General features: G+C 54.9%; 18 protein-coding genes, 2 tRNA genes and 1 other RNA gene. 10 read left to right on the top strand and 11 right to left on the bottom strand.

Annotated features, from left to right (window positions below):
- Positions 1-225: 225 nt before the first annotated feature.
- The 4 genes from csgD to csgG are packed head-to-tail and all read left to right on the top strand — an operon-like array spanning position 226 to position 2,567.
- A complete protein-coding gene (gene csgD, locus AC3WOK_RS01735) occupies positions 226-876 on the top strand; it encodes a biofilm master transcriptional regulator CsgD (RefSeq protein WP_047349027.1) in 651 nt (216 codons plus the stop codon).
- A gap of 4 nt (positions 877-880) precedes the next feature.
- Complete coding sequence (gene csgE, locus AC3WOK_RS01730; protein ID WP_047349028.1) at positions 881-1,270, top strand: curli production assembly/transport protein CsgE; 390 nt, start codon at positions 881-883, stop codon at positions 1,268-1,270.
- Positions 1,271-1,293: 23 nt separating this feature from the next.
- A complete protein-coding gene (csgF, locus tag AC3WOK_RS01725) occupies positions 1,294-1,707 on the top strand; it encodes a curli production assembly/transport protein CsgF (protein WP_047349029.1) in 414 nt (137 codons plus the stop codon).
- A 26-nt stretch (positions 1,708-1,733) separates the two neighbouring features.
- Positions 1,734-2,567 (top strand): curli production assembly/transport protein CsgG, encoded by an 834-nt coding sequence (gene csgG / locus AC3WOK_RS01720; RefSeq protein WP_047349030.1) that lies wholly within the window; start codon positions 1,734-1,736, stop codon positions 2,565-2,567.
- A gap of 43 nt (positions 2,568-2,610) precedes the next feature.
- Here the strand turns inward: csgG and AC3WOK_RS01715 are convergent, their stop codons facing one another.
- The 4 genes from AC3WOK_RS01715 to ghrA form a co-directional block, all read right to left on the bottom strand.
- The gene (locus AC3WOK_RS01715) at positions 2,611-3,093 is read right to left on the bottom strand and encodes a DUF1097 domain-containing protein (RefSeq protein ID WP_492353823.1); all 483 of its coding nucleotides are present in this window, start codon (positions 3,091-3,093) and stop codon (positions 2,611-2,613) included.
- A gap of 96 nt (positions 3,094-3,189) precedes the next feature.
- On the bottom strand, positions 3,190-3,744 hold the full coding sequence (locus AC3WOK_RS01710) for a TorD/DmsD family molecular chaperone (protein ID WP_047349032.1): 555 nt from the start codon (positions 3,742-3,744) through the stop codon (positions 3,190-3,192).
- Positions 3,745-3,764: 20 nt separating this feature from the next.
- Complete coding sequence (locus AC3WOK_RS01705; protein ID WP_059311058.1) at positions 3,765-4,502, bottom strand: phosphatase; 738 nt, start codon at positions 4,500-4,502, stop codon at positions 3,765-3,767.
- Between the two features lie 84 nt (positions 4,503-4,586).
- Positions 4,587-5,525, bottom strand: a complete 939-nt coding sequence (ghrA, locus tag AC3WOK_RS01700; protein WP_059311059.1) for a glyoxylate/hydroxypyruvate reductase GhrA — start codon at positions 5,523-5,525, stop codon at positions 4,587-4,589.
- Positions 5,526-5,757: 232 nt separating this feature from the next.
- On the opposite strand from ghrA, the gene AC3WOK_RS01695 reads away from it, so the two are divergent.
- Positions 5,758-5,845, top strand: a tRNA-Ser gene (locus AC3WOK_RS01695).
- A 129-nt stretch (positions 5,846-5,974) separates the two neighbouring features.
- On the opposite strand, the gene AC3WOK_RS01690 is transcribed toward AC3WOK_RS01695, so the two are convergent.
- Positions 5,975-6,880 (bottom strand): LysR family transcriptional regulator, encoded by a 906-nt coding sequence (locus tag AC3WOK_RS01690; protein ID WP_047349035.1) that lies wholly within the window; start codon positions 6,878-6,880, stop codon positions 5,975-5,977.
- 109 nt (positions 6,881-6,989) lie between these two features.
- Here AC3WOK_RS01690 and AC3WOK_RS01685 point away from each other — a divergent pair, with 109 nt between their 5' ends.
- The 4 genes from AC3WOK_RS01685 (at position 6,990) to AC3WOK_RS01670 (ending at position 8,965) form a co-directional block, all read left to right on the top strand.
- On the top strand, positions 6,990-7,856 hold the full coding sequence (locus AC3WOK_RS01685; protein ID WP_059311061.1) for a pirin family protein: 867 nt from the start codon (positions 6,990-6,992) through the stop codon (positions 7,854-7,856).
- Between the two features lie 14 nt (positions 7,857-7,870).
- Positions 7,871-8,548, top strand: coding sequence for an isochorismatase family protein (locus AC3WOK_RS01680; RefSeq protein ID WP_025755865.1), 678 nt, complete (start codon positions 7,871-7,873; stop codon positions 8,546-8,548).
- Between the two features lie 147 nt (positions 8,549-8,695).
- Positions 8,696-8,783 (top strand) — tRNA-Ser (locus AC3WOK_RS01675).
- Positions 8,784-8,827: 44 nt separating this feature from the next.
- Positions 8,828-8,965: non-coding RNA, RtT sRNA (locus tag AC3WOK_RS01670), on the top strand.
- Between the two features lie 222 nt (positions 8,966-9,187).
- Here AC3WOK_RS01670 and phoH read toward each other — a convergent pair.
- The 4 genes from phoH to efeU all read right to left on the bottom strand — a co-directional run bounded on the left by phoH (position 9,188) and on the right by efeU (position 13,767).
- Entirely contained in the window at positions 9,188-9,976 is a 789-nt protein-coding gene (phoH, locus tag AC3WOK_RS01665; RefSeq protein ID WP_008503509.1) for a phosphate starvation-inducible protein PhoH, read from the bottom strand.
- A 500-nt stretch (positions 9,977-10,476) separates the two neighbouring features.
- A complete protein-coding gene (gene efeB / locus AC3WOK_RS01660) occupies positions 10,477-11,760 on the bottom strand; it encodes an iron uptake transporter deferrochelatase/peroxidase subunit (protein WP_047349037.1) in 1,284 nt (427 codons plus the stop codon).
- Positions 11,761-11,765: 5 nt separating this feature from the next.
- Positions 11,766-12,893, bottom strand: coding sequence for an iron uptake system protein EfeO (gene efeO / locus AC3WOK_RS01655; protein WP_063955776.1), 1,128 nt, complete (start codon positions 12,891-12,893; stop codon positions 11,766-11,768).
- 40 nt (positions 12,894-12,933) lie between these two features.
- Positions 12,934-13,767 carry an iron uptake transporter permease EfeU gene (efeU, locus tag AC3WOK_RS01650; protein ID WP_059311064.1) on the bottom strand — a complete coding sequence of 278 codons (834 nt, stop codon included), beginning with the start codon at positions 13,765-13,767 and terminating at the stop codon, positions 12,934-12,936.
- A gap of 251 nt (positions 13,768-14,018) precedes the next feature.
- On the opposite strand from efeU, the gene AC3WOK_RS01645 reads away from it, so the two are divergent.
- Positions 14,019-15,203 carry a NupC/NupG family nucleoside CNT transporter gene (locus AC3WOK_RS01645; protein ID WP_032638697.1) on the top strand — a complete coding sequence of 395 codons (1,185 nt, stop codon included), beginning with the start codon at positions 14,019-14,021 and terminating at the stop codon, positions 15,201-15,203.
- 71 nt (positions 15,204-15,274) lie between these two features.
- Here the strand turns inward: AC3WOK_RS01645 and AC3WOK_RS01640 are convergent, their stop codons facing one another.
- The gene (locus AC3WOK_RS01640) at positions 15,275-15,694 is read right to left on the bottom strand and encodes a DUF3574 domain-containing protein (RefSeq protein WP_063430115.1); all 420 of its coding nucleotides are present in this window, start codon (positions 15,692-15,694) and stop codon (positions 15,275-15,277) included.
- A 115-nt stretch (positions 15,695-15,809) separates the two neighbouring features.
- A complete protein-coding gene (gene putP / locus AC3WOK_RS01635; RefSeq protein ID WP_429053114.1) occupies positions 15,810-17,318 on the bottom strand; it encodes a sodium/proline symporter PutP in 1,509 nt (502 codons plus the stop codon).
- Between the last annotated feature and the right edge of the window lie 57 nt (positions 17,319-17,375).

The raw sequence follows: 17,375 nt of genomic DNA, 5'->3' as shown, positions 1-17,375 counted from the left end.
CAAGTTAATATTGATTATTACATTTGGTTACATGTTTAACACTTGCTTTAAACTTCGTAAAAGCTAGATTGAAATTAGATGTACGAAATTGGTTTTATATTTACCTCCCTGTGGAGGTTATGGTTAGTTTCTACACACAGCAGTGCATCATCTGTCAGTATTTCTGGGGTCCTCTTTTAAACAGGAGGACGGCTGCCAGGTGCCAAAAAAAAGTGGGGTTTCATCATGTATAATGAAGTCCATAGTTTACATGGTCATACATTACTGTTGATCACAAAACCTTCTTTGCAAGCGACCGCTTTATTACAACATTTAAAGCAAAATTTATCACTGAACGGGAAATTGCATAATATTCAACGTTCTTTTGATGATATTGCACCTGGCAGCATCATTCTTTTCGATATGATGGAAGCTGATAAAAAGCTTATCCATTACTGGCAGGATACTTTAAGCAGGAAAAACAATAATATCCGCGTGCTATTATTGAACACGCCTGACGAGTACCCGTTCAGAGATATTGAAAGCTGGCCGCATATCAATGGCGTTTTCTACGTCACTGAAGAAGAAAATCGGGTGGTAGATGGCCTGCAAGGTATATTGCGCGGAGAGTGTTATTTTTCGCAAAAGCTTGCCAGCTATCTCATCACGCACTCCGGAAACTATCGCTACAACAGTTCAGAGTCAGCGCTGCTCACGCACCGCGAGAAAGAGATCCTGAACAAATTGCGCATTGGTGCTTCAAATATTGAAATCGCCCGTTCGTTATTTATCAGCGAAAATACGGTAAAGACTCACCTTTATAATCTTTTCAAGAAGATAGCTGTTAAAAACCGAACTCAGGCGGTTTCATGGGCAAACGATAACCTCAGGCGTTAATCATATGAAGCGCACCTTGAGTTGGATTGCCGCAGCGGGCTTTCTGCTCGCTGCCGGGAACCTGCAGGCCGTCGAGGTCGAAGTTCCTGGATTGTTAACAGACCATACTGTCTCATCGGTCGGGCACAATTTTTACCGTGCTTTCAGTGATAAATGGGACAGTACCTATACCGGAAATATAACAATCAACGAGCGGCCCAGTGCACGATGGGGAAGTTGGATAACAATAACGGCTAACCAGTTCGTTATATATCAAACGTTTTTATTCCCCACGAAAATAGACTTCGATAAAAACGTAGCCTTAGCGCTGGCACAATCAGAAGACGCTATTAATCGCCTGCAAATAGATAAAGCCCTATTAAGCACCCGCGATTTAGCAAAAGACGAGTTCTAGCGAACCAATATCCGGAGGCTGTCATGCGTATTGCATATGCAGTTGTTTCGATAATGCTGATAACCCCTATAAGTTGGGCCGGGAATATGACGTTTCAGTTCCGTAACCCCAACTTTGGTGGTAACCCTAACAACGGCGCGTTCCTGCTGAATGAAGCTCAGGCGCAAAACTCCTATAAAGATCCCAGCTTTAAGGATCTTGGCGTGGATACCCCCTCCGCGCTGGATAACTTCACTCAGGCTATCCAGTCGCAGATTTTGGGCGGTTTGCTGACCAACATTAATACCGGCAAACCCGGCCGAATGGTGACGAATGACTTTATTGTCGACATCGCTAACAGGGACGGACAGCTCCAGTTGAACGTTACCGATCGTAAAACCGGAAAAACCTCCACCATTCAGGTTTCCGGCCTGCAAACTAACTCAACTGACTTCTAAACAACCACAAAATAAGGACAACGATCATGCAGCGCTTCCTGATATTTGTTGCAGTGTGCTTATTGAGCGGTTGTTTAACTGCTCCACCTAAAGAAGCTGCAAAACCAACATTAATGCCTCGGGCCCAGAGTTATCGTGATTTATCGCATTTACCTTCCCCTACGGGGAAAATATTTGTCTCCGTGTACAACATTCAGGATGAAACCGGGCAGTTCAAGCCTTATCCGGCAAGTAACTTCTCCACGGCAGTGCCGCAAAGCGCCACCGCCATGCTGGTTACCGCGCTCAAGGATTCACACTGGTTTATTCCTCTGGAACGTCAGGGGCTACAGAACCTGCTGAATGAACGGAAAATTATCCGTGCCGCACAGGAAAATGGCACCGTCGCGGACAATAACCGGACGCCTCTGCAATCGCTGGCGGCGGCAAACGTGATGATTGAAGGATCGATTATTGGTTACGAAAGTAACGTTAAATCGGGCGGTGCGGGTGCACGTTACTTCGGTATCGGCGCAGATACCCAGTATCAGCTCGACCAAATCGCCGTAAACCTGCGTGTGGTCAACGTCAGTACGGGCGAAGTGCTCTCTTCGGTGAATACCAGCAAAACCATACTGTCTTATGAAGTGCAGGCCGGGGTGTTCCGCTTCATCGATTACCAGCGTTTGCTGGAGGGTGAAATCGGCTACACCTCTAACGAACCGGTCATGATGTGTCTGATGTCAGCCATTGAAACCGGCGTGATCTTCTTAATCAACGACGGTATCGATCGCGGGCTGTGGGATCTGCAAAACAAAGCAGACGTGCAGAACCCGATACTGGTGAAATACCGCGATATGTCAGTACCTCCGGAATCCTGACAGGAGGCGTATAAAAAAGGCGAGATACCTATCTCGCCTTTTTTTATTCACTCACCGCAGTGATGTTTTGCGCTTTTTCCCGCCGCGACGCCAGCCAAAGACCGCTGTTTTTCATGGCATAGCCAAACAGCAGCCCCAGCACCAGTGAAGGGACAACCAGCTTCCAGTCACCCTGCCCTGCAAAGGTCGCGCACGCTCCCATAAAGGTGCCCGGCACAAACGAAAGCAGCAGATGCTTAGCCTGAATGCACATCAGGAAGGCGACGACGCCCGTCATGATATACCCCAGCATCTCCAGATGCGGTGCCAGCGCGCTGCCTTTCATGATAACCAGCGCCCAGATAACACCGCTCATCAGCGTGCAGCCTGAGATAAACAGCCCTTTGACGCCGCCCTGCGGACAGGCGAAGTAGGCCGTACAGCCGAGGAACCCGGCCCAGCTGAGCAATCCGAGAGACACGGCCACCCAGCCCCACAGCCCGGAGAGAATGCCCGTCGTTAATGCGATACAAAGTAATATGTTCATGGTGCGCATCTTAGCAGAAGCGCACCATGGAAATGAGATCATTCGCACATTACGTGCAAATCAAAATGAGACGTTGCAGAATTTATGTGATCTAAATCACTCTTCGTTCTCTTCTTCCAGCTCATCCCACATAGCCGCGATCGCGTCGCGGGTCAGCGGAGCCAGCGTTCTCCAGAATGGCGAGGTAGCATGCGCTTCGACCTTACCCAGGAATGTCCCGACCCACGGCAGCAGGTACGTTTCGAACAGGGTTTCGATGGCTTCGTTCTCATCATCCCCGGCGTTGTCTTCAATCCAGGATGCGGCCAGCAGCAGCGTACCGATATGGTCCGCAGGCGTATCGGTCAGCGGCATACCGCGGGTGGAGAGGAAAGCGCGGACTTCCGCTTCCGTTGCCCCTTCCTGCCAGGCAGAACGGTATGGCGAAACGCGGCACTCATCACCGACGAACAGCGCATTGTAATCCGTCGCAATCTGCTGCATGTCGCAGCTTTTTTGCAGACGCTCCAGTAAATCATCCTGCTCCAGCGGCCAGTTCTGCGCCAGCTTACCTTCACGAATTAACGTAAAGAGCGGCACCAGCAGCGGGTCTTGCGGCTGGCGATAATAGAGCGTACCCAGCACGCGACAAAGGATGGAGAACTCATTCATTTTTTTATTCCATTACACAATTAAAGATCGGCAAATTCGGCAATCGGTTCCATTCCGCGCGACTCGAGGAAATCGAGCATGCGGCGCGGAGTCACGTTCAGGATTTGGGCTTCCGGGAAGTTAACGTCATTCAGTACTTTCAGACACTCGCTGAAATCACCCAGCGTGAACGCGGTGTGGGAATCTGAGCCCAGCGCCACCATGCCGCCCGCATCGCGTACGGCGGCGGCCACTTCGCGGCAGTTGGCTTCACTGCCCTTACGCGAGTGAACAAAGGAGGAGTTGTTAATCTCCAGCGCCACGCGGTGCTTCGCAGCCGCCTGCGCCACAGCCTGAATATCAATCGGGTACTTCGGGTTACCGGGATGACTAATAATATGTACGTTGCCGCTGGCAATGGCGGCAATCATCGCCGCGGTGTTGGTCTCTTTATCCTGGGGCGCAAAGACTGGCTCGTGAAAGCCGGCAAGAATCAGGTCAAGGGAGGTCAGCATCGGGCCGGTGCAGTCGATCTCACCGTCGGTATTTTTGATGTTCGCCTCAATGCCGCGCAGTATCCCAATGCCGTCCACCAGACGTGGCCAGATCCGCATATTCACAAAATGCCAGTAGTGCGGCGCATCCGCCATGTCCGGGCCATGATCGGTGATCGCAAAAAGCTTGATGCCTTTAAGCTTCGCCTGGGCGATATAATCATGAAGGTTGCTATACGCGTGGGTACTGGCGACGGTGTGCATATGCAGGTCAACGGGATACATCTTTCTCTCCTCTGCGGTTTTTCCAAAGGATAGCAGTTATCAGCGGCGAATATTAGCAAAAACCCGGCGAACGCCGGGTTTCTCTCAGTATCCGCGCTGTCTGTCGACCTGGCCGGTGACCGCGTTGCCCTTTTCCATTTCGCTGATGGTATGCGATATATACGCCACCGCTTCTGCCGGACGCGTCACGGCGGCCACGTGCGGGGTCATTGCCACGCGCGGATGTGCCCACAGCGGGCTTTCCGCCGGCAGCGGCTCGCGGCTGTAGACATCCAGCATGGCACCTTTTAGCTTTCCGCTGTCCAGCGCCTTCAGCAGATCGGCCTCGACCAGATGCACCCCGCGCGCCAGGTTCATCAGGTAGCTCTCATCGGCTAACTGGCCGAGCAGGGCTTCATTGATGATCCCCACCGTTTCCGCCGTGTTTGGCAGCAGGTTGATGAGCACGCGCGTGCCGTTCAGAAAGGCCGGGAGTTCATCCGTTCCGGCAAAGCTCTCCACGCCCGGATAATCTTTGCGGCTGCGGCTCCAGCAGCGCAGCGGGAAACCCCACGGGGCGAGGGCTTCAGCCACTTTTGAGCCCAGCACGCCGGCGCCGAGAATGCCGATGGTAAACTCATCGCGCTGGTAATCCGGCAGCGGCTCCCAGTGGGCCTGCTGCTTAAAGGCCTGATAATCATCAAAGCGGCGGAACCAGTGCAGTACCTGGCTCACGGCATATTCCTGCATTTGCTGGCCCATACCAGTATCTTCCAGGCGGAACAGGGGAATCTCTTCCGGCAACATTTCAGGGTGGGCCTTCAGCTTGCTCAGAATGGAATCCACGCCGGCTCCCAGGGCAAAAACGGCCTTCAGCTTACGACCCTGCAGCATTTCTACCGGCGGATGCCAGACCAGCGCGTAGTCAGCGTGTTCGTTATCACCGCGCTTCCACTCGCGAACGTGTGCGCCGGGTAGCGCCGCCGTAAGCGCCTTGATCCAGTAAGCCGTATCAAACGTGGGGTGATAGAAGAGTATATCCATAGTCATTCCTGCCTTTTATTGCGCTGATTTATTTTGCTTTTTAACTGGATTGTCAGCATAACAAATTTATTGCGCGTCTGTGTTGCTGATAAAAAAGGCGCTTTCAGCACATTTAAGAATCAGGTTGCCTGAAGTTTGTCTAAACGCGCTAAATTACTGAAAAAGTGAGTTGACGGCAGTTCGGCTTTTCCTTACATTAGCGCCCGTCCCGGTAACAACGGGATGACAATATGGTGAGGTGTCCGAGTGGCTGAAGGAGCACGCCTGGAAAGTGTGTATACGGCAACGTATCGGGGGTTCGAATCCCCCCCTCACCGCCATATTTGAGATGAGAGCTCGTACGAAAGTACGGGCTTTTTTCTTTTGGATCTCCGCCAGGGAATTCGAACCCTGATACTCCCTGCGCTCTTTATGTCGGGTGGAGCTACGCTTACCCGACCTACAAAAAGCTACTCCTCCACCATCTTCGCATACTCTTCCGTCAGAAAATCCACCAGCGTTCTGACGGACGGCAGCAAACCGCGTCTGGAGGGATAAACAGCGTGAATCACTTCCCGCCGCGGTTCCCACGCCTCAAGCAGCCGAACCAGCTCCCCCGACGCCAGCTGATCCTTCACCATCAAAATCGGCAGCTGCACCACGCCGATACCTGCCATCGCAGCTTCACGAAGCGCGAGCATATCGGTGGTGATCAGCCGGGGATGGTAATGGATCTCCGCTCTGGCGCCGCCGGGGCCGGACAGTTCCCATTTATGGATATGTTTACCCTCGTTCATGCTTAGCCCGGGCCAGGCGCTGAGTTCAGACGGGGCAACCGGTTCTCCCATGCGTTGAATCAACGCCGGACCGGCGACCAGACAATGCCCCCTGTCGGCCAGGACCCGTAATACCAGGTCGCTGTCATCAAACGGCCGCGGGCGCACGCGGATCGCGATATCCACCCCCTCACCCACCAGGTCAACCCGCCGGTTGGTCGCCTCAAGCTGAAGATTGATCCCGGGGTAGCGCGCCATAAATCGCGCCAGCATCGGGCCAACGTGGACATGCAGCAGCGTTATTGGGCACGTGATCCTGACGATGCCGCGCGGTTCAGCCTGCAGCGCCGCCACGGCTTCCTCCGCGGCCTCCGCCTCCACCAGCATCGCTTTACAGTGCTGATAGAAGGTCTGCCCGACCTCGGTCACCGTGAACTGTCGGGTTGTTCTATGGATAAGCCGCACGCCAAGGCGCTCTTCAAGCTGGGCTATCCGGCGGCTTAGCCTGGACTTGGGCAGGTCAAGCGCCCTTCCCGCCGCCGCAAAGCCACCGTAGTCGACCACCTTCACAAACCAGACGAAGTCATTGAGATCCTGCATAAATCCTCATCGTTCTATTTTCAGAACAGTGAATGCCATTTTCACTATCTACCGGGATATTAACTCTGAATATAAGCTAATTACATCAACAGAACATCAGGAGTTAATCATGAAAAACGTAACAGGCGTTTATACCGCTCCTCGTCAGCACTGGGTTGGCGATGGTTTCCCGGTACGTTCAATGTTCTCTTATCAGACGCACGGCGAGCCGCTCAGCCCGTTCCTGCTGCTGGATTACGCGGGCCCGTACACCTTTCCGGCAGATGGTGCGAAACGCGGCGTAGGCCAGCACCCTCACCGGGGTTTTGAAACGGTCACCATCGTCTATTCCGGTGAAGTGGAGCACCGCGACTCTACGGGCGAAGGCGGCGTCATTGGCCCCGGCGACGTGCAGTGGATGACCGCAGGCGCAGGCATTTTGCACGAGGAGTTCCACTCCAACGCCTTCTCGCAGAAGGGCGGGGAACTGAAAATGATGCAGCTTTGGGTCAACCTGCCGGCGAAAGACAAGATGGCGACGCCGGGCTACCAGAGCATCACGAAGGACGCGATCCCGGTGGTAACGCTACCGGACAACAGCGGCACCCTGCGGGTGATTGCCGGTCGCTACGACGCGGTTACCGGCCCGGCGCACACCTTCTCGCCGCTGAACGTCTGGGATATCACCCTGAATCAGGGCAGTCACGTCACGCTCAATCAGCCTGAAGGCTGGAGCACAGCGCTGGTTGTGCTTGAAGGCAGCGTCTCGGTAAACGGCACCGCTCAGGCAGGTGAAGCCCAGCTGGTCGTCCTGAGTCAGGAAGGCGACAAACTGCACCTGGAAGCCAGCAGCGATGCAAAAGTGCTGCTGATGGCCGGCGAGCCGCTGAATGAACCTATCGTGGGCTATGGCCCGTTTGTGATGAACAGTAAAACCGAAATCAACGAAGCCATTCGTGATTTCAACTCCGGCCGCTTCGGCCAGATCCGATCGTAATAAAGGAGAGGAAAATGTCTACACCTGCGAATTTTAATGGAGCACGTCCGGTCATTGATGTGAACGATGCGGTGATGCTGCTTATCGATCACCAGAGCGGCCTGTTCCAGACCGTTGGCGATATGCCAATGCCGGAGCTGCGCGCCCGTGCGGCAGCGCTGGCAAAGATCGCTACCCTGGCGAAAATCCCGGTGATCACCACCGCATCCGTCCCGCAAGGGCCGAACGGACCGCTTATTCCGGAGATCCACGCCAACGCGCCGCATGCGCAATATGTTGCCCGTAAAGGCGAGATCAACGCCTGGGATAACCCGGAGTTTGTGGCGGCGGTAAAAGCGACCGGACGCAAGACGTTGATTATTGCAGGCACGATCACCAGCGTCTGCATGGCCTTCCCGTCGATCAGCGCGGTGGCAGACGGGTATAAAGTCTTTGCGGTGATTGATGCCTCCGGTACCTACAGCAAAATGGCTCAGGAGATCACCCTGGCGCGCGTGGTGCAGGCTGGCGTAGTGCCGATGGACACGGCGGCGGTAGCCTCTGAGATCCAGCGGACGTGGAACCGTGAAGATGCCGCAGAGTGGGCTGAGGTATACACCCACATCTTCCCGGCTTACCAGCTGCTGATTGAGAGCTACGGCAAAGCGCAGGAAGTGGTTAAAAACAGCGAAGTGCTCGATTCACAGCGTTAATCCCCTGCTCCACGGCGTAAAAACCGTGGAGCTGATTATTGCTTAACCGAACAGGCACTAAAGCTGAAAATCTGCTTGACCGTGTTAGCGCAACTCCCTATAGTAGCGCCCCGTTGCCCCCCAAGCGGTCAGGCAGCAAAACAATATGGTGAGGTGTCCGAGTGGCTGAAGGAGCACGCCTGGAAAGTGTGTATACGGCAACGTATCGGGGGTTCGAATCCCCCCCTCACCGCCATATTTGAGATGAGAGCTCGTACGAAAGTACGGGCTTTTTTCTTTTATATTCTCCGAAAGGGGGGGATGAGAATCCCCGACCGGGGTTCGACAACTGGCGACAGCCAGTTGGACAGACTGAGAGCGAAGCGAACAGGCTGCCCGCAGGGCGAGCGCAGCGAGTCAATCCCCCCCTCACCGCCATATTTGAGATGAGAGCTCGTACGAAAGTACGGGCTTTTTTCTTTTGGATCGCCACCAGGGGATTCGCCCCCTGGAACTCCCGCGTTCTTCATGCCTGGTGGCGCTGCGCTTACCAGGCCTACGGTCAGGTTTTTGTAGGTCGGGTAAGCGCAGCGCCACCCGACAAAAAGCCCGCACAAAAAACAAAGCCCGGTTTCCCGGGCCTTGAACACAACAGCAAACTCAATAATACGCTTGCAGCGTGCGCTGACAGAGCGCCGAGCGCACGCAGTCATCTTTGGTGAAGCGTACCACCCCAATCATCTCATCTTCCTCAAAACGTGACATGGCGTCGCTCAGCCCGGATTTCACGCCGGACGGCAGGTCACACTGGGTAATATCGCCGTTAACGATAACCGTCACGTTCTCCCCGAGGCGCGTTAAAAACATCTTCATTTGCGCAGCGGTCACGTTCTGAGCCTCGTCAAGAATGACGACCGCATTTTCAAATGTACGTCCGCGCATATAGGCGAACGGCGCGATTTCCACCTTGCCAATCTCTGGTCGCAGGCAGTACTGCATAAAGGATGCGCCCAGACGTTTTACCAGTACGTCATAGACGGGCCTGAAGTACGGGGCAAACTTCTCCGAAATATCGCCGGGCAAGAAACCGAGATCTTCATCAGCCTGCAGTACAGGACGGGTAACAATGATTCTCTCCACGTCCTTATGGATCAGCGCTTCCGCCGCTTTGGCCGCACTAATCCAGGTTTTCCCGCATCCGGCTTCACCGGTTGCAAAGATGAGCTGTTTACTCTCGATAGCATTCAGGTAGTGCGCCTGAGCCTCATTGCGCGCCACAATTGGAGAATTATCACGGCTGTCTCGGGCCATGCCAATTGCTTCTACGCCACTCATCTGCACAAGCGAGGTGACCGATTCTTCTTCACGCTGTTTATGGCTACGTGAATCCCGTCTCAGCACACGTTTTGCTTCGCGACGAGCTTTGATCACTGCTTTTTGTCTTCCCATGGATAGCACCTTGAGTTGTTGGTATTCATCACACGCGCCAGCTTTGGCACGATTATGCGCACGAACATCAGAGGGTTGGCTTCCTTGTAAGCCATTGCTTGCTTTATCGGATGACGATACGGAACAGCTACGCGCACCGTTCTGCACGTCGGTCGAATCAGATTCTTGAGGGTGGGGGGAGAATTTAGTGGTGAGGAAATCGCTGCCGGAGTCTGAGCCTCCGCGCCGGGTGCTGCGGTTGTTATGTTTACCTTGTCCAGTACAGGACGCAACCATTCGCGATCTCCATAGTGATTCAGCATCACTGCCGGGAACTACCGCTGTCTTATCTTAAGTACATCAGGAGTTATCATAAATGCAACATTTATTTTACCTGAATGCAACTTTTAAGACTGTCCCTACAGGTGGAATCAGTCTCATATAGAAATATTACAGAAATATAACAGCAGGATAGTCATATGAAAAAATAATGTCCCCGCGAACGGTTGCGGGGACGATTATCAGGCTTCAATAAGACCCTGAGCGAGATATGCGTTGCTGTCGCGCACGCCTGGCAAGGCAAAGAAATAGCCGCCGCCGATAGGCTTAATGTACTCTTCCAGCGCTTCGCCGTTTAAGCGCTTCTGCACGGTCAGGAAGCCCTTTTCCAGATCGTGCTGGTAGCAGACGAACAGCAGCCCCATGTCAAGCTGACCGGCGTTGGTCACGCCGAGTGAGTAGCTGTATCCGCGACGCATCATCAGGCTGGACTGCGTCTCTTTGGTACGCGGATTGGCCAGACGAATATGGCTGTCCAGCGCAATCACATCGCCGTTCGGGTCGCTGGCGTAGTCGGGCACGTCATGCTCGTTCTTCATGCCGAGCGGCGCGCCGCTTTGCTTATCGCGACCGAAGATCGTCTGCTGCTCTTTGAGCGGCGTGCGGTCCCAGAACTCCACGTGGAACTGAATGATCCGCACCGCCTGATAGCTTCCCCCCACCGCCCACGCCGGTTCGCCCTGATTTGCGGTTACCCACACCACGTCTTTCATCAGTGCAGCATCGCTGCTGTCCGGGTTGGCCGTGCCGTCCTTAAAGCCCAGCAGGTTCACCGGCGTCTCTTTCCCCTTGCTGCGGGCGGCGTGATCCGAGATAAACCCTTCCCGCTTCCAGCGCACGCTCAGCAGATCCGGCGTGTGCTTGATGATATCGCGCAGGGCGTGGATCACCGTGTCCTGGGTATTGGCGCAAATCTGCAGGAGCAGGTCGCCGTGACAGAGGGCGGCGTCCAGCGAGTCGTTCGGAAAGCGCGTCATTTTTTGCAGCGCTTTCGGCTTCTGTTTTGCCAGGCCGTAGCGTGCATCAAACAGCGATTCACCCAGCGAAACGGTAATGGTCAGGTTATCCGGGGCGATAAACGGCCCCAGAATGCCGGAGTCCATCGGCGGCAGGCGCGGGTTCGGCGTATCGGGCGCCGGTCCGCCGGCGGTGAGAAACGCGATGCGCGTCGTCAGCAGGCGGAACAGGCGCGCCAGATCGGCTTTATCGCTGGCCAGCGAATCAAAGGCCACCAGCATCATTGACGCCTGCTGCGGCGTCAGTATGCCCGACTGATGCTCGCCATAAAACGGCTGCGTCTCCATGCGGGCATTGGGGGACAGCGTGCCGGGCGCGCTTTGCGGTTTCGCCGCATGCGCTACCGGACACCCGCCAGCCAGAGCAAGCGCGCCACCCAGCGCCCCTACTCCTTTTAACAATCGACGACGCGAAGGCTCAACCGCGTCGTTCTCGCTATGCTTGTTCATCGTGCTTAGTCCAGACCCAGTACGCCACGCAGCAGAGAGAGATCTTCCGCCAGGGCGGTAATCGGGCCTTTCAGCGCGTTACGGTCGCCATCGGTCAGCTTGTCGTAAGTTTCAAAGCCGTCTTTGGTACGGTACTTCGCCAGAATGGTGTCGACTTTTTTGAAGTTGGCATCCACTTTAGCCAGCAGTTCGCCGTTCTCTTTCTGCAGCTGGGGACGCAGCAGGTTAACAATTTTCTGCGCGCCGTCGACGTTAGCCTGGAAGTCCCACAGGTCGGTATGGCTGTAGCGATCCTCTTCGCCGCTGATTTTGCTCGCGGCCACTTCTTCAATCAGACCGGCCGCGCCGCCCACCACTTTTGACGGCGGGAAGGCCAGCTCGCTGATGCGCTTTTGCAGCTCCAGCACGTCGCTGTTCAGCTGATCGGCATATTTCTCCATTCCTTTGGCAGAATTATCCCCAAACAGGGCTTTCTCCAGCCGATGGAAACCGGTGAATTTCGGATCGGCGGCTTTCTGCTCGAAATCATCTTCGCGGGCATCAATGCTGCCATCGAGGTCAGAGAACAGCTCGGCAATCGGCTCGATACGCTCGTAGTGCTGACGGGTTGGCGCATAGAGGGATTTCGCTTTTTCGATGTCACCGGCTTTCACCGCATCGGTAAAGGCTTTGGTTGCCGCCGCCAGGTCCGCCGTCTCTTTCGTGACATACGCTTTATACGCGGTAATGGCATCACCCAGGCTCAGCACCGCAGCGCCTTTCGCCGCATCGGCCGTTGCTTCACCTTTGACGATCAGCTTCCCTTTAGGGTTGGTCAGCAGGCCGCAGGTCATCTCATACTCGCCCGGCTGCAGGTTGGCGGTCATCTTCTGGCTGAAGCCAGGGGCGATGTTTTCGCGCTCTTCCACCACCAGAACGCCTTTCAGGATCTCCCATTCCAGCGCTTTCTGGCTGTGGTTCTGAATAATGAACTGGGTTTTGCCGCTGTTAACCGTGAGGGTCATCGGCTCACACTGCTTGTCATTGACGGTGACTTTAACCTGAGGAACATCCGCGCCCCAGGCGGAGAATGCAGAAGCGAACAGCGCGGCAATGCCTGCGCATAACGCACTACGACGGAACTGAATTGCCATGACTCTTCCCTTTAAAAGTATGTTGTAACTAAATCACAAATTACGGCGCAACGCGCGACGCCTGCGTGCCGGTACGCGGCGGCATGGCGAACAGCACCAGCGCCGGAACCAGATAAATAAAGTACATCGCTACTTCGCTGACGCTCGGCGTTTCCTGATAGCCGAAGATACCTTCAAGCAGGGTGCCGGTCAGAGAGTGCGTGGAGAGAACGTTGCTGAGGTCGAACGCCACGTCCTGGAAATGGTTCCACAGGCCCGCTTCATGGAAGGCGCGGATCGCCCCTGCCGCCAGGCCCGCAGCCACCAGCAGAATAAACAGGCTGGTCCACTTGAAGAAGGCACCCAGGTTCAGGCGAATACCGCCCCAGTAGAGCAGGAAACCGAGCACCACCGCCGTGGCAAGACCCAGCACGGCCCCCAGCGGTGGCCAGATACCCACATCCTGCTGAAACGCCGCCAGCAGGAAGAAAACAGACTCCAGCCCTTCGCGCGCCACGGCGAAAAAGACCATCATAATGAGCGCCCAGCCGTGGTTATTGCCCTTTTGCAGCGCGTTATCCACCGCCTGCTCCAGCTGCACCTTGACGTTGCGGGAGACCTTACGCATCCAGAACACCATCCAGGTGAGGATCGCTACCGCAATCACGGCGACGATACCCTCAAACAGCTCCTGCTCTTTCTGCGGGAATTCTCCGGTGGTTTCGTTGATGAGGATACCCAGGCCCAGACAGAGCGCCGCGGCAAGGAATACCCCGACCCACATGACACCAATCCAGCGTCCGCGCTGGGTCCGCTTCAGGTAACTGGCGATGAGGCTAACGATAAGGGCGGCTTCGAGCCCTTCACGTAACATAATGAGAAATGGAACAAACATGCCGACACCTTAAATGTTTATCGCGGTCAACTGATGCAAAGAAAGGTAAATTCTTGTGATAGTGATTATCATTACGGCGTAAAGAAACACAAGCGAAATATGTGGTGTTTTGATGACGAGTTGTAAACGCCAAGCCTGATAATAGTTACCTACGTAACGTTCAAGTTTATAAGTTATAACGAAAATGCCCATTTACGCTGATTCAGGGCTGTGGCTAAATATCCGCCTCAAACACCTGGTGAAAATAAATTATGTTTAAAATTGTCCATTTCCTGCTGGCGCTGGTCATTATTCTTGCGCTTGCCTGGCTGGTGAGTTTCGACCGCCGAAAAATTCGCATTCGTTTTGTTTTACAGCTGATTGTCATAGAAATTGCCCTGGCGTTCTTTTTCCTGCACGCCGAAAGCGGGTTATTCCTGATTAAATACGTCTCGGGATTTTTTGAGTCACTGCTTAAATTTGCCGGCGAAGGCACCAATTTCGTCTTTGGCGGAATGGGGGAAAAAGGGCTGGCGTTCATTTTCCTCGGCGTGCTTTGCCCGATTATTTTTATTTCCGCGCTGATTGGTATTCTTCAGCACTGGCGAATTCTGCCGATTTTTATTCGGGTAATCGGCACGCTGCTGTCAAAACTGAACGGTATGGGCAAGCTGGAATCCTTTAACGCGGTGAGTTCGCTGATCCTCGGCCAGTCGGAAAACTTCATTGCCTACAAAGGCGTGCTGGGCGATCTCTCCTCTCGTCGTCTGTTCACCATGGCGGCCACGGCCATGTCGACGGTCTCCCTGTCAATTGTCGGCGCGTATATGACCATGCTCGACGCCAAATTTGTCGTCGCGGCGCTGATTCTGAACATGTTCAGCACCTTTATTATTCTCTCCGTCATCAACCCGGCGCGCCCGGAAGCGGAGCCGGATATCCGGCTTGAAAAACTGCATGAATCGCAGAGCTTCTTCGAGATGCTCGGCGAGTATATTCTGGCCGGTTTTAAAGTGGCGATGATTATTCTGGCGATGCTGATTGGCTTTATCGCCCTTATTAGCGCCGTTAACGCCCTCTTCTCCAGCGTATTTGGCATGAGCTTCCAGCAGATCCTGGGCTATGTATTTTATCCCCTGGCGTGGCTGGTGGGGATTCCGCTAAGTGATGCCTTAAACGCGGGCAGCATTATGGCAACCAAGCTGGTGGCGAATGAATTTGTGGCGATGATTGAGCTGCAAAAAATAGCGCATCAGATGTCCCCGCGTGGGCTGGGCATTTTATCCGTCTTCCTGGTATCGTTCGCGAACTTCGCCTCCATCGGCATCGTGGCCGGGGCGATTAAGGGCCTGAACGAACAGCAGGGGAACGTGGTATCGCGGTTTGGTCTGCGTCTGGTGTACGGCGCGACGCTGGTGAGCCTGCTGTCGGCGAGCTTTGCGGGGTTGGTGCTGTGATGTAATGCCCGGCGGCGCTTCGCTTGCACGGGCCTACGATACAATAACGGCGGGTTATCCCGCCGTTTTTATTAGAACTGCACGCATACCGGCTGGTCGACGCGCATCACCGACTCCTGCGCGAAGCGGGACTTATAAATCCCGCGCAACGCTTCGATGTTCTTCTCGCTCTGCGCATCTTTCCCGTGGATCAGCATCAGCGCTTTGCTGGGCTCACGAGCCACTTTTCCGTCGTTCCCCAGCCACTGCCCGCGCGCGTCAAATACCGTCAAGCCATCGCGAAAGCGTGGCGTCACGTCCTGGTCAACAAACTGCTGCCATTCGTTGCCGGTAATCTGCGCCCCGGCCGGACGATTCAGTCCGAAATAGAGCGTGGTCTGCTGCATCTGGTTTTCCGCTTTGCAGGTTTCCACCGCAGCGTGCTGCGATGGCGCGGTGCAGCCAGCCAGCATCAATAATGCCGCCGCCATTAACCCTGTTTTGATTGTCATGCTTCGCTATCCTCATTGTTATAAGCACATGGATATCACAGGAAATTACGGATTTTGGCAAGAAAAAAGCCGGGTGCGCTTGCGCTTACCCGGCCTACGGTGTTCCGTGGGGAAATTATTCAGGCTGCAGCTTAGACGGCGGCGCGGAGTGGTAATGCGCGTCTGCTTCAGCAAAGCGTTTCTGCATGGCGGCAGACGGCGCTTTACCCAGCAGGCTGAAGACCACGATGCCAATGCTGCCGAAGATGAAGCCAGGAATGATTTCGTACAGGCCCAGCCAGGCGAACTGCTTCCAGACGATAACGGTCACCGCACCGATAATCATCCCCGCCAGCGCGCCGTTACGGGTCATACGTGACCACAGCACGGAGAACAGCACCACCGGACCAAATGCCGCACCAAAGCCCGCCCATGCGTAGCTCACCAGACCCAGCACGCGGTTATTCGGGTTGGCCGCCAGCGCGATCGCAATCAGCGCCACCACCAGCACCATGAAGCGCCCTACCCAGACAAGCTCTTTCTGGCTCGCGTTTTTACGCAGGAAGGCTTTGTAGAGGTCTTCGGTGATTGCGCTGGAGCAGACCAGTAGCTGGCAGCTCAGGGTGGACATCACCGCCGCGAGGATCGCGGAGAGCAGAATACCGGCAATCCACGGGTTAAACAGAATCTGCGCCAGCTCGATGAACACGCGCTCGGCGTTCTGGTTGACCGCGCCCGCCTGCGCCGGGTTGTTGCTGAAGTACGCGATACCGAAGAAGCCGACCGCACACGCCCCTGCCAGACACAGGATCATCCACGTCATGCTGATGCGACGGGCATGAACGATGGTGTGGTGAGAATCCGCCGCCATAAAGCGCGCCAGAATGTGCGGCTGACCGAAGTAGCCCAGACCCCAGCCCATCAGCGACACGATGGCAACGAAGTTCAGCCCTTTCAGCATGTCGACGTTTTCGATGCTCTTCTGCTTAATCACTTCCAGCGAATCGCCAAAGCCGCCAACGGTGAAAATCACAATCACCGGGGTCAGGATCAGGGCGAAGATCATCAGGCTCGCCTGCACGGTGTCGGTCCAGCTTACCGCCAGGAAACCGCCCACGAAGGTATAGAGGATGGTCGCCGCCGCACCGGCCCACAGGGCGGTTTCGTAGCTCATGCCGAAGGTGCTTTCGAACAGGCGCGCGCCGGCCACGATGCCGGAGGCACAGTAGATGGTAAAGAACAGCAGGATAACCACCGCAGAGATAATGCGCAGGATGCGGCTGTTATCCTCAAAGCGTCCGGTGAAGTAGTCCGGCAGCGTCAGGGCGTTGTTGTTCGCCTCGGTGTGCACGCGCAGACGGCCCGCCACCAGCTTCCAGTTGATCCAGGCGCCCACGGTCAGACCGATGGCGATCCAGCTTTCAGAGATACCGGAGATGAAAATCGCGCCCGGCAGCCCCATCAGCAGCCAGCCGCTCATGTCCGATGCGCCCGCAGAGAGTGCGGTGACCATAGGGCCTAAACTGCGTCCGCCCAGAATATAGTCGTCAAAGTTTTTCGTTGACCGCCACGCCAAAAACCCTATCAGGATCATGCCAAAGATATAAACGAGAAATGTCACCAGCATCGGTGTGCTAATTGCCATTCAAATTCTCCAAAAGTGTCGAGCGACAACCGTCCGGGTTGCCTTGTTATATAATCA

Source organism: Enterobacter sp. FW301-JW81, assembly GCF_058788735.1.
The sequence above is the reverse complement of the archived record's forward strand: the minus strand, read 5'-3'. Positions and strand labels throughout refer to the sequence as shown.

What these genes read in the sequence shown, in the direction of transcription:
- AC3WOK_RS01705 (WP_059311058.1), bottom strand. Translation starts at nt 4,502, where the DNA reads ATGTATCCCGTTGACCTGCATATGCACACCGTCGCCAGTACCCACGCG.
- csgF (WP_047349029.1), top strand. Translation starts at nt 1,294, where the DNA reads ATGCGTATTGCATATGCAGTTGTTTCGATAATGCTGATAACCCCTATA.
- AC3WOK_RS01680 (WP_025755865.1), top strand. Translation starts at nt 7,871, where the DNA reads ATGTCTACACCTGCGAATTTTAATGGAGCACGTCCGGTCATTGATGTG.
- efeU (WP_059311064.1), bottom strand. Translation starts at nt 13,767, where the DNA reads ATGTTTGTTCCATTTCTCATTATGTTACGTGAAGGGCTCGAAGCCGCC.
- efeO (WP_063955776.1), bottom strand. Translation starts at nt 12,893, where the DNA reads ATGGCAATTCAGTTCCGTCGTAGTGCGTTATGCGCAGGCATTGCCGCG.
- csgE (WP_047349028.1), top strand. Translation starts at nt 881, where the DNA reads ATGAAGCGCACCTTGAGTTGGATTGCCGCAGCGGGCTTTCTGCTCGCT.
- phoH (WP_008503509.1), bottom strand. Translation starts at nt 9,976, where the DNA reads ATGGGAAGACAAAAAGCAGTGATCAAAGCTCGTCGCGAAGCAAAACGT.
- csgD (WP_047349027.1), top strand. Translation starts at nt 226, where the DNA reads ATGTATAATGAAGTCCATAGTTTACATGGTCATACATTACTGTTGATC.
- AC3WOK_RS01685 (WP_059311061.1), top strand. Translation starts at nt 6,990, where the DNA reads ATGAAAAACGTAACAGGCGTTTATACCGCTCCTCGTCAGCACTGGGTT.
- putP (WP_429053114.1), bottom strand. Translation starts at nt 17,318, where the DNA reads ATGGCAATTAGCACACCGATGCTGGTGACATTTCTCGTTTATATCTTT.
- ghrA (WP_059311059.1), bottom strand. Translation starts at nt 5,525, where the DNA reads ATGGATATACTCTTCTATCACCCCACGTTTGATACGGCTTACTGGATC.
- csgG (WP_047349030.1), top strand. Translation starts at nt 1,734, where the DNA reads ATGCAGCGCTTCCTGATATTTGTTGCAGTGTGCTTATTGAGCGGTTGT.
- AC3WOK_RS01640 (WP_063430115.1), bottom strand. Translation starts at nt 15,694, where the DNA reads ATGACAATCAAAACAGGGTTAATGGCGGCGGCATTATTGATGCTGGCT.
- AC3WOK_RS01710 (WP_047349032.1), bottom strand. Translation starts at nt 3,744, where the DNA reads ATGAATGAGTTCTCCATCCTTTGTCGCGTGCTGGGTACGCTCTATTAT.
- efeB (WP_047349037.1), bottom strand. Translation starts at nt 11,760, where the DNA reads ATGAACAAGCATAGCGAGAACGACGCGGTTGAGCCTTCGCGTCGTCGA.
- AC3WOK_RS01715 (WP_492353823.1), bottom strand. Translation starts at nt 3,093, where the DNA reads ATGAACATATTACTTTGTATCGCATTAACGACGGGCATTCTCTCCGGG.
- AC3WOK_RS01645 (WP_032638697.1), top strand. Translation starts at nt 14,019, where the DNA reads ATGTTTAAAATTGTCCATTTCCTGCTGGCGCTGGTCATTATTCTTGCG.
- AC3WOK_RS01690 (WP_047349035.1), bottom strand. Translation starts at nt 6,880, where the DNA reads ATGCAGGATCTCAATGACTTCGTCTGGTTTGTGAAGGTGGTCGACTAC.